The organism is Streptomyces sp. NPDC097640, assembly GCF_040302705.1.
Taxonomy (GTDB): domain Bacteria; phylum Actinomycetota; class Actinomycetes; order Streptomycetales; family Streptomycetaceae; genus Streptomyces.
The window spans coordinates 184772-198125 of record NZ_JBEOSB010000014.1; the positions used below are offsets into that span (position 1 = coordinate 184772).

General features: G+C 69.2%; 14 protein-coding genes. 10 read left to right on the forward strand and 4 right to left on the reverse strand.

The window, feature by feature from the left end:
• Positions 1–7: 7 nt before the first annotated feature.
• Positions 8–874 carry a hypothetical protein gene (locus ABTY62_RS23330; RefSeq protein WP_352131350.1) on the forward strand — a complete coding sequence of 289 codons (867 nt, stop codon included), beginning with the start codon at positions 8–10 and terminating at the stop codon, positions 872–874.
• A 29-nt stretch (positions 875–903) separates the two neighbouring features.
• Here the strand turns inward: ABTY62_RS23330 and ABTY62_RS23335 are convergent, their stop codons facing one another.
• The 3 genes from ABTY62_RS23335 to ABTY62_RS23345 form a co-directional block, all read right to left on the reverse strand.
• Entirely contained in the window at positions 904–1440 is a 537-nt protein-coding gene (locus ABTY62_RS23335) for a DUF3515 domain-containing protein (RefSeq protein ID WP_352131351.1), read from the reverse strand.
• Complete coding sequence (locus ABTY62_RS23340; RefSeq protein ID WP_352131352.1) at positions 1437–1892, reverse strand: hypothetical protein; 456 nt, start codon at positions 1890–1892, stop codon at positions 1437–1439. Before ABTY62_RS23340 ends, ABTY62_RS23335 begins: the two co-directional genes overlap by 4 nt.
• A gap of 129 nt (positions 1893–2021) precedes the next feature.
• The gene (locus ABTY62_RS23345) at positions 2022–2237 is read right to left on the reverse strand and encodes a DUF6011 domain-containing protein (RefSeq protein WP_352131353.1); all 216 of its coding nucleotides are present in this window, start codon (positions 2235–2237) and stop codon (positions 2022–2024) included.
• Between the two features lie 101 nt (positions 2238–2338).
• On the opposite strand from ABTY62_RS23345, the gene ABTY62_RS23350 reads away from it, so the two are divergent.
• Positions 2339–2728, forward strand: coding sequence for a VOC family protein (locus ABTY62_RS23350; protein WP_352131354.1), 390 nt, complete (start codon positions 2339–2341; stop codon positions 2726–2728).
• 268 nt (positions 2729–2996) lie between these two features.
• Entirely contained in the window at positions 2997–3623 is a 627-nt protein-coding gene (locus tag ABTY62_RS23355) for a S8/S53 family peptidase (protein ID WP_352131355.1), read from the forward strand.
• 25 nt (positions 3624–3648) lie between these two features.
• On the opposite strand, the gene ABTY62_RS23360 is transcribed toward ABTY62_RS23355, so the two are convergent.
• The gene (locus ABTY62_RS23360; protein WP_352131356.1) at positions 3649–4119 is read right to left on the reverse strand and encodes an NUDIX domain-containing protein; all 471 of its coding nucleotides are present in this window, start codon (positions 4117–4119) and stop codon (positions 3649–3651) included.
• 435 nt (positions 4120–4554) lie between these two features.
• Between ABTY62_RS23360 and ABTY62_RS23365 the strand changes: the two genes are divergently transcribed.
• The 7 genes from ABTY62_RS23365 to ABTY62_RS23395 all read left to right on the forward strand — a co-directional run bounded on the left by ABTY62_RS23365 (position 4555) and on the right by ABTY62_RS23395 (position 13304).
• Complete coding sequence (locus ABTY62_RS23365; protein ID WP_352131357.1) at positions 4555–5718, forward strand: mandelate racemase/muconate lactonizing enzyme family protein; 1164 nt, start codon at positions 4555–4557, stop codon at positions 5716–5718.
• Positions 5719–5874: 156 nt separating this feature from the next.
• The gene (locus ABTY62_RS23370; RefSeq protein ID WP_352131358.1) at positions 5875–6921 is read left to right on the forward strand and encodes a zinc-dependent alcohol dehydrogenase; all 1047 of its coding nucleotides are present in this window, start codon (positions 5875–5877) and stop codon (positions 6919–6921) included.
• A gap of 203 nt (positions 6922–7124) precedes the next feature.
• Entirely contained in the window at positions 7125–8132 is a 1008-nt protein-coding gene (locus ABTY62_RS23375; RefSeq protein WP_352131359.1) for a hypothetical protein, read from the forward strand.
• Between the two features lie 36 nt (positions 8133–8168).
• A complete protein-coding gene (gene chvE, locus ABTY62_RS23380; RefSeq protein WP_352131426.1) occupies positions 8169–9284 on the forward strand; it encodes a multiple monosaccharide ABC transporter substrate-binding protein in 1116 nt (371 codons plus the stop codon).
• 16 nt (positions 9285–9300) lie between these two features.
• Positions 9301–10863 (forward strand): multiple monosaccharide ABC transporter ATP-binding protein, encoded by a 1563-nt coding sequence (gene mmsA, locus ABTY62_RS23385; RefSeq protein WP_352131360.1) that lies wholly within the window; start codon positions 9301–9303, stop codon positions 10861–10863.
• Complete coding sequence (gene mmsB / locus ABTY62_RS23390; RefSeq protein ID WP_311722730.1) at positions 10860–12092, forward strand: multiple monosaccharide ABC transporter permease; 1233 nt, start codon at positions 10860–10862, stop codon at positions 12090–12092. Before mmsA ends, mmsB begins: the two co-directional genes overlap by 4 nt.
• A gap of 33 nt (positions 12093–12125) precedes the next feature.
• Positions 12126–13304: an aldose epimerase family protein gene (locus ABTY62_RS23395; RefSeq protein WP_352131361.1), complete on the forward strand. Its 1179-nt coding sequence runs from the start codon at positions 12126–12128 to the stop codon at positions 13302–13304.
• The last annotated feature ends 50 nt before the right edge of the window (positions 13305–13354 follow it).

Consider the following 13354-nt stretch of genomic DNA (forward strand, 5'->3'; position numbering starts at 1 on the left):
TGAGCGCATGTCGAACATCCTCACCGACGCCATCCGGGTCTACGCCCGCCCCGGCGACCGCATCAACGGTGTCGAGGCGCAGTGGATCACCTGGATGCTGCTCGGCCGCGGCGGTTCGTACCACGTCCCGGTGGTGACCCGGTGCGGCCCGGAGGGGGCTTACGTCGACATCCAGTACGGCTCGGGCAAGAGCCCCGACATCGTGAACTTCTGCCAGGATCACGCCCCTTACCTCTACGGCGCGGTCTGGGGCCGGCACCACAACGAGGGCAGCGAACTCGACCTGATCTGGCAGGAGGATGTGAACGACGGCCCGTACCGGTACTGCCGGTACGGCTTCGACGAGGTGCGGGTGGCGACCACGACCGGCGACCGCCCGCCCGTCGCCCCCGAGGCCGACACCCCCGAGGCGGACGCCCCCGAGGCGGCGTGGCGGCGCCACCCCGACGGCTCGTGGCGGCTGTCCGTCAACGGCAGCTACCGCACCGGCAACAACCGTGACGCCGACGTCGGCCCCATGGCCACGCCCGCGACCCCGCTGCCCGACCCGCCGCCGACGGCCCTGCCCACCCCCACCACCCCGACCGACTGGGGCGAGCCGCTCGCCGCCATCGCCCCCGGCTGGCTCGCCCCGCTCGCCGACGACCACCCGGCGGCCACGCTGATCGAGTACCGCTGGCGGGGCCGCGTCGTCCACCGCGCCCGCGAGGACGACGACTGGGACGGCCCCTCCTGGCAGCACCGCTGCGCCGACGACTGGGACAACTGCCTCGACCCGGAGTTCCTCCGCTTCACCGGCGCGACCGATCTCCTCGCGCCCGAGGAGGTCTACGAGCGCGACCGCCGGACGGGGGGCAAGCGCGCATCGCACTGACGGCGGCGCTCGGCGGCGCCCGGCGGCGCTCAGTGCGCGTACTGCGACGGCTGAGCGCCGCTGCCCCGTGGGACGTCACTGAGGGACAGACACTTCCGCTCCTGCCGGATCGGCTTCACGGCCTTGCTCAACTCCACCAGGACGCCGTCGATTTCGGCGACCCGGTCGGAGACCGAGACTTCCACCGCCGGGTCCCGGCCGTAAGAGACGAGGACCCTCCGGTCGGTGTCGAGCTTCGCCTCCTCGACCACCCAGTCCACACCGTCGACATTCACGCACGCGTCGACGGTCGGAAGGGGCGGGCGCACCCCACAGCGCAGTATCACCGCCCGGTCGCCCCACACAGCGACCCCGGGCGCCCCGCCACGAGCGCGCTCCCGCCCGGCCAGGTCGGCCGGAAAGCCCTTCGCGATCCGCCCGCACTCAGGCGCGTCGCCCCTCGGCGCCGCCTCCACGCCGTACGCGGGCGAGCTCACCTCGCGCACCACGAGATCACCGGCGACCACCAGCCCGGCGGCGGCCACGCCCACGGCGATCCGCGCCTTGCGGGAAAGGCGCCCCATCATCGACAACCCACACCTCCGCTGGACGGCCGACCGCCGCGTACGACCGGCACGAGCCGGCCGTACGCCCATGCCGACAGCGCCAGCGCCGCCGGGATCTGAAGCGAGTACAGCCCGAGGAGCAAGGTGACGACCCCGATGTCCAGGGGAGACTCGTCCCCGTACACCGCGGCCTGCGCGGTGGCGGTCACCAGCATGACGAAACTGTACGAACTCGCGTCGACCGCGACCGTACGCGACCGCGACAGCGCCGGCAGCGCCATCCGCACCGCCGTCAGCACGACGATCGCGGACAGCGGGAAGACCAGCGCATCCGGAAACGGAAAGGTCGTCCGAGCCCAGGCACCCACACCCGTGGGCAACGCCCAGAGGAAGTCCGTGACCTCGGCCACCGCCCAGGAGACAAGGGTGACGATCGCCGCGTAGGAAGCAGCGCGGTGCCAAGGAGTGATCACGGCATGCTCCTGAGAATCCGTCGGCCGGCTTCCGCGAACCTTCCGGATCATGCTCCCACCGGCGCATCGGCGGTCAGCCACCGGGTCCGGCAGAACCGCCCCGGCGCCTCCGGCAGCAACTCGCCGCCGTCAGATCCCCGGCAGCGTGTCCTGCTCGACGTCACGCGCGGGCGGCCTCGGCGCGCTCCGCACCGCCAACTTGGCCCGGCACTCGTCCCCGAGCCCCCACAGCCGCGCCTCCCGGCCCCGCAACGGCCGCCCGCACATACGGCAGGTGACGCGGCGTCGCGGGGCGGCGGGCTCCGCGCCGAGGCCGGGCAGCGTGGTGGGGTCGTCGGCGGTCATGGCTCTGGTGTACCAGGCCGCCCCGCACTCAGAAACTCTATACACAGTATAGTGTACTGTGTATAGAGAAACTGGTCAGAGCGATCTCGTAAGGAGAGCCCATGAAGGTCACCTCTTGCGCCGTGTCCCTCAACGTCGAGGACGCTTCCGCCTCCAGCGCCTTCCTCGTCGAACACTTCGGGTTCCACGAGGAAATGGCCGCGGACGGCTTCGCGTCCCTGACGCGCGACGACCTCGGCATGAACGTCATCTTCCTGCGCCGCGGGCTGGAGTCCCTGCCCGCCGACCAGCGCGACGAGCACGCCACCGGCCTGATCCTCGCCCTCGTGGTCGACGACCTCGAAGGCGAGCTGGCCCGCCTGCGCGAAGAGGACGTCGCGATCACCATGCCGCTGAAGGAGGAGGAGTGGGGTGAGCGCGCCTTCCAGGTACGCGACCCCAACGGCGTCATCGTCCAACTCGTCGACTGGAACGGGCCCACCGACCACTGAGCCAACGGGCCCAACGGGCCCAACCGGCCCACCGGTTCACGGGGAGGATGCCTCTGCGCGCGACTGGGATACTTCGACGATCGAATCAGCACACCACGAAGCGTCCGACCTCGCGCCCAGTTGGGATATCTCACCCATGAACCACAGTCAGCCCCCATCGGAACAACGGGGCTATGGCTACCCGCAAGCCCCCACGCCCTCAGGCTGGCCGGGGTATCCCCCCTCCCCTCCGCAGGTTGGCGGCAACAAGCGGAAGACCATCGGCATCGTGGTCGGTGTGCTGATCGCGGTCGGCGCGATCGTCGGCGGCTTCACGCTGTTCGGCGGGGACGGGGACGGCTCCGAAACCGTGCCCGACGACGGAAAGCGCTACAAACTCACCGCGCCGGACACCGTATTGGGCGAGTACAAGGTCTGGGGTGATTCAGCCGAGGTGCAGGACAGTGCGAGCGACCAGGCGCTCCTGCTCGGCGTCAGTAACGGGAGGCGCGTCATCAACACCTGGTCGACGCTCGACACGACCGACCCCGACTCGGACTTCGACAACAACAAGAGCATTGTCTTCGTGGGCTTCTACGGCGATGTGGACGATCCGGAGAAGGCCGTGGACGCGTACTTCGACATCGCCCAGCGAGGATCCCTGCTCTCCGAATCCATCGGCAGCAAGGAGAAGCAGTCACCAGCCGGGTTCAAGAACGGGATCATGAAGTGCCAGTACCGGAAGTCCGATGCCGAGCCCGGCCAGCCGGAGACCACCCCGTTGTGCGTCTGGGGCGACCACAGCACGGTTGGCGTGGTCATCGTGGTCGACGCAACCAAGGAGAAGCTGCCCCTCGAAGAGGGCGCCAAGATCGCGGCTGACCTGCGGAACGAGATCCGATCGGAGATCAAGTAACCAGCGAGTCAATACAAGTGTGTGGTCAGCCGAGATACGGCCGATCGCGGCGTTCCAGGAAGTGTCGGAGCCGGAGCCGCTGTGTGTGGTGCATGGGCAGGTCGGCAAGCCCCTCCGGCGGGACGAAGCACAGTTCCGTGGACTCGTCGGAGATCGCGAGCTGACCGCCGACGATGCGGGCGGTGAAGCATACGTTGAACTGTCGGCGGACCTCGCCGTCCGTATAGGCGATGACGTGTCGCGGGTCGGTGTACGTGCCGACAAGCCCGGTGATCTCTACGTCCAGCCCCGTCTCCTCCTTGACCTCGCGGACCGCCGTTCCCGGCAGGGAATCGGTCAACTCCATGCCGCCGCCGGGTAGCGCCCAAAGATCGTTGTCCCGGCGGCGCTGGAGCACTATGCGACCGGCCCCGTCGGTGACGACGGCGGACGCGGCGACAACCAAGCTGTTCGGCTCCGGGGCGTCCGGATCGTCGTAGTACTCGGTCCGAGCCATGGTCACTCCTGGTGTGCGGGCGTCGCTGTCGTCCACACGGCATCAAAGCCGGGGCGGTCCGGCCGGGCCCTCACAGTGACTGCCCGTGACTCTGTGCGGCCGCCCTCCGGATATACGCCGCGCCCCTCGGCCGCCGGCGCCGACTCGCCGGCCGCCCTCCGGGGGGAAGCAGCACGGCGGCAGCGAACACGCGGTCGAGCGCACCCCCACGGAGCGCCAGGGCCGCCCCGGGAGCCGTTCCGATATCCGTTCGACAACGAACGTGCCGACCCCCCGCGCGGCCCCCGCCACAAACGTGAAAATCATTCGACAACCGATCGACGCATGGCCATTGACACCCCTTACGCCCGGTGACTACCGTCACGCCAGGATTTCGAACGTGTGACGAAATATCGAACGCCACGCAACGCACCACTCGCGAAAGGGCAGACTGCCTTGCGCATCACCGGAATCAGCACGCATGTCGTCGGCACCCCCTGGCGCAACCTGACCTACGTGCAGGTCCACACCGACGAGGGCATCACCGGCGTCGGCGAGACCCGCATGCTCGGCCACACCGACGCGCTGGTCGGCTACCTCCGTGAGGCCGAGGCCAATCACATCGCCGGATCCGACCCCTTCGCCGTAGAGGACCTGGTACGGCGGATGAAGTACGGCGACTACGGCCGGGCGGGCGAAATCGTGATGTCGGGCATCGCCTGCGTCGAGATGGCCTGCTGGGACATCAAGGGCAAGGCGCTGGGCGTGCCCGTGTGGCAGCTCCTCGGCGGCAAGGTGACGGACAAGGTCAAGGCGTACGCGAACGGCTGGTACACGACCGAGCGGACGCCGGAGGCCTACCACAAGGCCGCCCAGGGGGTCATGGAGCGCGGTTACAAGGCGCTGAAGATCGACCCGTTCGGCACCGGGCACTTCGAGCTCGACCACAAGGAGACCTTGTACGCGGTCTCGCTCATCGAGGCCGTGCGGGACGCGATCGGCCCGGACGCCGAGCTGATGCTGGAGATGCACGGCCGCTTCTCCCCCGCCACCGCCGTCCGTCTGGCGAACGAGCTGGCCCCCTTCAAGCCGGCCTGGCTGGAGGAGCCGGTGCCGCCGGAGAACCTGAAGGCGCTGGAGAAGGTCGCGGCCAAGGTGGACATCCCGGTCGCCACCGGTGAGCGGATCCACGACCGCATCGAGTTCCGCGAGCTCTTCGAGAGCCAGGCGGTGGACATCATCCAGCCGGACGTCGGCCACATCGGCGGCATCTGGGAGACCCGCAAACTGGCCGCCACCGCCGAGACGCACTACGTGCTCGTCGCGCCGCACAACGTCGGCGGGTCCGTGCTCACCGCCGCCTCCCTCCAGGTCGGCTTCACCTCGCCCAACTTCAAGGTCCTCGAGCACTTCAACGACTTCGCCGACTCGGACATCAAGAAGGTGGTCAAGGGCGCCCCGCAGGTCGTGGACGGCTACTTCGAGCTCTCCCACGCGCCCGGCCTCGGCGTCGAGCTGGACACCGACGCGGCCGCCGAGTTCCCGCAGCAGCAGGCCCGCTTCGACCTCTGGGCCGAGGGCTGGGAGAAGCGGGCCCCCTCGAAGACCAGCGGCGAGTGAGTGCCGAGTGAGTAGGGATATCCCTCGTCCTGGCCCGAAGGGGTGTACAAACGCGATTCCCGCGGAGGCGAGGGGGCAGAACACGCCCGGCGGGAGAGCCCGCGGGAGGGCCCACCCGGTGGTCCCCGTCCAGGGCGGGACACGAACGGAGCAGATGTGAGCGGCACAGAAGACGCCCTCGTACTCGACGGGCCCGGCAGCCACCGGCTGGAGCGCCGCCCCGTGGCCGAGCCGGGGCCCGGGGACGCGCGGGTACGGGTGCACGCCTCCGGGATCTGCGGCAGCGACCGCGAGGTCTTCCAGGGGAGCCGGCCCGAGGGATACGTCCGGTATCCGGTCACCCCCGGCCATGAGTGGTCGGGCACGGTCGAGGCCGTCGGGGCCGGGGTGCCTGCCTCGCTCGTCGGGCGGAAGGTGGTCGGCGAGGGGTTCCGCAACTGCCAGGTGTGCGATCGCTGCCACGCCGGGGACACCACGCTGTGCACCGCGGGCTACGAGGAGACCGGCTTCACCCAGCCGGGGGCGATGGCCACCACCCTCACCCTGCCCGCCCGGCTGCTGCACCCGCTCTCCGACGGCGCCGACCTCACCGCCGCCGCGCTGCTGGAGCCCGCCGCGTGCATCGCGGCCGCCGCGCTCAAGGCGAACGCCCAGCCGGGCGAGCGGGTCGCGGTGGTCGGCACCGGCACCCTCGGCATGATCGCGGTCCAGTTCCTCGCCGCCGCCTCCCCCGCCGAGCTGCTGGTGGTCGGCACCCGCCGGGACCGCGAGCAGCTGTCGCTGTCCTTCGGCGCGACGGCGTTCCGCACCCGGGACGCGCTGGCCGAGGCCGGTACAGAGGCCGGGGCCGGCACGTACGACATCGTTATCGAGACCGCGGGCTCCGCCTCCGCCGCCCGGGAGTCCGCCGCGCTGCTGCGGCGCGGCGGGCGGCTGGTGCTCACCGGCATCCCGGCGGCGGGCGCGGACGGTCTGGACCCCACCGACCTGGTGGTGCGCCAGATCGAGGTGCAGACGGTCTTCGGCGCCCCGCCCGGCGCATGGGCGCACGCGGTACGGGTCTTCGACGCCGGGCTGCTGTCCCTCCTCCCGCTGGTCACCCACGAGCTGCCGCTGACCGACTTCGGCGCCGCGATCGACCTGGTCGGCAGCGGCGATCCGAAGGTCGGCAAGGTCCTGCTGCGCCCGCAGGGCCTCCCGTAGCCGCGCGCCGGTACGGGCCGCCCTGACACGGCCCGTACCGGCGTGCACCCAGTCCCCGAATGTCGTCCGACCACGCGGCGTCAGCCGCATACCGACCGGCCGGACGGCGCCATGAGATCAACTCCGTACCCCCGGACGACGACGTGCCGGGCAGCACAGCAGCCGGACGCCGAAACACCGGCCATCACTCCACAGGGAGCACCGTGACCGCCGCCTCAGCCACCACCTCCGGCCCCCGCCGCCCCGCCGACGCGGCCCTCGCGTCGCTCGGCCACTCCGCCCCCGCCGCCGACCCCGCCGACGCCTCCCCGCACTCCTTCCCGGACGGCGGCACCTGGCGCACCGAGATCCCCTCCGTGGAGGGGCCCGAGGCGCTGGCCACCGTGTTCAAGGAGGCCAGTCGCCTCGATGTGCCGGTCCACCGGATCAGCCAGGGCAGCGGCGTGTGGATGCTCACCGACTCCGAGATCACCGAGATGGTGGAGTCCTGCGCCGAGCGCAACGCCGAGCTGTGCCTGTTCACCGGCCCGCGCGGCACCTGGGACATCGGCGCCGCCACCCGTACCGACTCCCGCGGCGGCGGCCTGCGCGCCCGCGGCCATGACGCGGTCGCCGGCTGCGTCGAGGACGCGCTGCGCGCCGCCTCGCTGGGCGTCAAGTGCCTGCTGGTCGCGGACGAGGGCGTGCTGTGGCTGCTGCACCAGCTGCGCGAGCGCGGCGAGCTGCCGGCCGACACCACCTTCAAGCTGTCTGCGCTGGTCGGCCCGGTCAACCCGGCCTCGTTCGCGGTGTACGAGCAGCTCGGCGCCGACTCCATCAACATCCCCTCGGACCTGACGCTGGAGCACCTGACCGAGATCCGCCGGGTCTCCGGCGCCCCGATGGACTTCTATGTGGAGGCCCCCGATGACCTGGGCGGCTTTGTCCGCATCTACGACGCCGCCGAGCTGATCCGCCGCGGCGCCCCCATCTACTTGAAGTTCGGGCTCAGCAAGTCCCCCGGCATCTATCCCTACGGCGCCCAGCTGCGCGATGTCGCGCTGAACAGCGCCCGTGAGCGGGTACGCCGAGGCCGGCTCGTGCTCGACATGCTCGCCCGGCTGGGCGCGGACGGCGGGATGTCCCCGCTGGGCTCCCGGCTGCCCGGGCCGCTGCGGCGCTTCGCCACGGCGCAGTCGGCGCAGTCACAGCCCGCGCCCCAAGAATCCTGAGCCACGGACGCACAAGGGAAGGACGACCCGATGATCATGCGTAAGGCCAGAGCGGTACGAGCCTTGGCGGCGCTCGCCGCCCTGCTCACGCTCTCGCTCACCGCCACCGCCTGCGGCCAGGAGGCGGTCGGCGGAAGCCGCTACAAGGGCGGCAACAGCAACACGATCGGCATCGCGATGCCGACCAAGTCCTCCGAGCGGTGGATCGCCGACGGCAAGAACATGGCCAAGCAGTTCCAGGCGGCGGGCTACAAGACGGACCTCCAGTACGGCGAGGACGACGTACGCGCCCAGGTGGCGCAGCTGGAGAACATGGTCACCAAGCAGTACAAGCTGCTGGTGATCGCGCCGATCGACGGGACCGCGCTGACCGATGTGCTCCAGAGCGCCCATGACGCGAACATACCGGTGATCTCCTACGACCGGCTGATCCTGGGTTCGAAGTACGTCGACTACTACGCGACCTTCGACAACTTCAAGGTCGGCGTGCTCCAGGCCACGTACCTCGTGGACAAGCTCGGGCTGCCCAAGGACAAGGGGGGCAAGAAGGGCCCGTTCAACATCGAGCTGTTCGCCGGATCGTCGGACGACAACAACACCCGGTACTTCTTCAACGGCGCGATGAGCGTGCTCAAGCCGTACCTCGACGACGGGCGGCTCGTCGTCCGCAGCAAGCAGACGAAGCTCAACCAGCTGTACACGGCGAAGTGGAGCGCCAGCGCCGCCCAGAACCGCATGGAGGACCTGCTCAACGCGGCCTACAGCAACGCCGACGTCAACGCCGTGCTCTCGCCGTACGACGGCATGTCCATCGGCATCCTGTCCGCGCTGCGCGGCGTGGGCTACGGCACGAAGGACAAGCCCTACCCGGCCGTGTCCGGGCAGGACGCCGAGCTCGCCTCCGTGAAGTCCATCATCCGCGGAGAGCAGACGCAGACCGTCTACAAGGACACCCGCAAGCTCGCCAAGGCCACCGTCCAGATGGCCACCGCGAAGCTGACCGGCGGCAAGCCCCAGGTCAACGACACCAAGTCGTACAACAACGGCAAGCGGACCGTGCCGGCCTATCTGCTCAACCCGGTCAGCATCGACAAGTCCAACACCGAGCTCCTCGTAAAAGAGGGCTATTACACCGCCGGCCAGCTGAAGTAGGGATGGAGGCCGGGACATGAACCACATTCTCGAAATGCGCTCCATCACGAAGACCTTCCCCGGCGTCAAGGCGCTGTCGGACGTCAACCTCCTGATCCGCGAGGGCGAGATCCACGCCATCTGCGGGGAGAACGGCGCCGGGAAGTCGACCCTGATGAAGGTGCTCAGCGGGGTGTACCCGCACGGCAGCTACGAAGGGGAGATCCAGTTCCAGGGGGAGGCGTGCGCGTTCAAGGACATCAAGGCCAGTGAGCAGCGTGGCATCGTCATCATCCACCAGGAACTGGCCCTGATCCCTTATCTGTCCATCGCCGAGAACATCTTCCTGGGCAACGAACACGCCAAGGGCGGTCTGATCAGCTGGAACGAGACGCTCAAGCACGCCACCGCGCTGCTCAAGCGGGTCGGTCTCACGGAGTCGCCGCAGACGCGGGTCACCGACATCGGAGTGGGCAAGCAGCAGCTCGTGGAGATCGCCAAGGCGCTCTCCAAGGAGGTGAAGCTGCTGATCCTGGACGAGCCGACCGCGGCGCTCAACGACGAGGACAGCGGCAAACTCCTCGATCTGCTGATGGAGTTCAAGGCCCAGGGCATCTCCTGCATCATCATCTCGCACAAGCTGAACGAGATCCGCAGGGTCGCCGACTCCGTCACCATCCTGCGCGACGGCCAGACCATCGAGACCATGGTGGTCCGCGAGACGCCGGAGGCGGAGCCGCAGGTCTCCGAGGACCGCATCATCCGCGGGATGGTCGGCCGGGACCTCGACAACCGCTTCCCCGAGCGCACCCCGTACGAGGGTGACGACGCCTCCGAGGTGGCCATGGCCATCGAGGAGTGGACCGTACGCCACCCCATCGACCAGCAGCGCAACGTCGTGGACGGGGTGTCGCTGAACGTGCGGCGCGGCGAGATCGTGGGCATCGCGGGCCTGATGGGCGCGGGCCGCACCGAGCTGGCGATGAGCGTCTTCGGGCGCACCTACGGCCGGTACACCGGCGGCCGGGTCTACCGCGACGGCAAGGAGGTCCGTACCCGCACCGTCCCGGAGGCGATCGAGCACGGCATCGCCTATGTCACCGAGGACCGCAAGCACTACGGGCTCAACCTCGAGGACACCATCAGCCGGAACATCTCGCTCTCCTCGCTGGCCAAGGTGGCGCGCCGCGGCGTGGTCAACGAGCACGAGGAGTCGCGGGTGGCCGAGCGGTTCCGCAAGACCATGAACATCAAGGCCCCCACGGTGTTCGAGCAGGTGGGGAAGCTCAGCGGCGGCAATCAGCAGAAGGTCGTGCTGAGCAAGTGGATCCATGTGGGTCCCGAAGTGCTGATCCTCGACGAGCCCACCCGGGGCATCGACGTCGGGGCCAAGTACGAGATCTACACGGTCATCAACGACCTGGCGGCACAGGGCAAGGCCGTCGTCTTCATCTCCTCGGAGCTGGGCGAGTTGCTGGGCATGTGCGACCGGATCTACACGATGGCGGCTGGGCGGCTGACCGGGGAGGTACCGCGGGCCGAGGCGACTCAGGAGGTTCTGATGCGCCACATGACCAGGGACAGAGGAGACGAAGGATGAGCACGGCGACCCAGGACACCAAGAACCCGGCACCACCGCCGGCCGACGGCTCCCCGGGCATCGGGACGCTGCTGGTGCAGAGCCTGCGGGCCAATGTGCGCCAGTACGGGATGCTGGTGGCGCTCGCGCTGATCATCGTCATCTTCCAGATATGGTCCGACAACATCCTGCTGCGGCCGCTCAACGTCACCAACCTGGTGCAGCAGAACGGCTACATCCTGATCCTCGCGATCGGCATGATGATCGTGATCATCGCGGGGCATATCGATCTGTCGGTCGGCTCGCTGGTCGCGTTCGTCGGCGCCTTCTCGGGCGTGCTGATGGTCAACCACGATGTGCCCTGGGGACTCGCGGTCATCCTCTGTCTGCTGGTCGGCGCTGCGGCCGGGGCGTGGCAGGGCTTCTGGATCGCGTATGTCGGAATCCCGTCCTTCATCGTCACCCTGGCCGGCATGCTGGTCTTCCGCGGCGGCACCCAGATCCTGCTGGACGGGCAGTCCCTGTCGCCCTTCCCGGAGGGCTTCCGGAAGATCAGCATCGGCTTCATCCCGGAGATGGGCCCGTACACGCAGTACCACAACCCCACCATGGTCATCGGCCTCGCGGTGTGCGCGGCGGCCGTCTGGCAGGAGTGGCGGGGCCGGCAGCAGCGTGCGGCGTATGAGCTGGACGTGATGCCGATCGGCCTCTTCTACGTCAAGTGCGCCGCGATCGTGGCCGCGGTGATGGCCTTCACCATGACCCTGTCCAGCTGGCACGGCGCGCCGGTCGGTCTGCTGATCCTGTGCGGTCTGCTGGCCGTCTTCGCCTTCGTGATGCGCAACACCGTCGTCGGACGGCATGTGTACGCCCTGGGCGGCAACCAGCCCGCGGCCAAGCTGTCGGGTGTCCGCGACAAGCGCGTCACCTTCATGGTCTTCGTCAACATGGGCCTGCTGGCCGCCCTCGCCGGCCTGGTCTTCACCGCCCGGCTGGGCTCCGCCACCCCGAGCGCGGGTCTCAACTTCGAGCTGGAGGCCATCGCCGCCGCGTTCATCGGCGGCGCCTCGGCCAGCGGCGGCGTCGGCACCGTGCTGGGCGCGATCATCGGTGGTCTGGTGCTCGGTGTGCTCAACAACGGCATGTCGCTGGTGGGCATCGGCACCGAATACCAGCAGGTCATCAAGGGTCTGGTGCTGCTCGCCGCGGTGGGCTTCGACATCTGGAACAAGCGCAGGGTCGGTTCGTAAGTCCGTCTCCCACCACTACTGATGGAGCCGCACATGACCACGAGCAGACGCACACTCATGACGGCGGCAGCGGCCGCCGGACTGGCGGCCACGGCCGTCGGTACGGGCACGGGCACGGCTTACGCGAAGGACGCGAAGGGCGCGAAGGGCGGCGGACGCGCGGTGAAGGAACACTTCGGAACACTGGCGGACGGCACCAAGGTCGACCGCTGGACGATCGAGAACGGCCGCACGCGGCTCTCCGTACTCACCTACGGCGGCCTCGTCCAGTCCCTGGAGACCCCCGACCGCCACGGCCGGCTAGGCAATGTGTCGCTGGGCTTCGCCGACCTGGACTCGTACGTGGCCGGCAGCCCGTATTTCGGCGCCCTGATCGGCCGCTACGGCAACCGCATCGCGAACGGCAAGTTCACTCTTGACGGCCACGCCTACCAACTCCCCGTCAACGACGGCCCCAACAGCCTGCACGGCGGGGACAAGGGCTTCGACAAGCGGGTGTGGTCCATCGAGCCGTTCGAGGGCGGCGGCAACGTCGGCCTGACCCTCCGCCGGGTCAGCCCCGACGGCGAGATGGGCTACCCCGGGAAGCTCACGGTGCGCGTCGACTACACCCTCACGCCGACGGGCGACTGGCGCATCGACTACGAGGCCACGACCGACAAGCCCACGGTCGTGAACCTCACCAACCACACCTACTACAACCTGGGAGGCGAAGGCACCGGCTCCATCTACGACCACCGGCTCGAGATCGCCGCCTCCCGCTACACCCCGGTCGGCAAGACCCTCATCCCGACGGGTGAGCTGGCGAAGGTCGCCGGCACACCCTTCGACTTCCGTCGCTCGAAGGCGGTCGGCCGGGACATCCGCGAGGCGCACCAGCAGGTGCTCTACGGTCAGGGGATCGACCACAACTTCGTCCTGGACAAGGGCATCACGAGCCGTCCCGAGCACATCGTGACGGTGAGCGAGCCGGAGTCGGGCCGGGTGATGCGGATCGCGACGACCGAGCCGGGCGTGCAGTTCTACACCGGCAACTTCCTGGTCGGAACGCTGGCGGGCACCTCGGGGAACGTCTACCGGCAGGGCGACGGCTTCTGCCTGGAGACCCAGCACTTCCCGGACTCGCCCAACCAGCCCGGCTTCCCGTCGACGGTGCTGCGGCCGGGGCAGACATACCGGTCGACGACGGTGCACTCGTTCTCGACACGCTGAGCACGTCTTTCGCTCCCTCCCACCCCGCGCGATGGCCCTAGAGTGCGGGG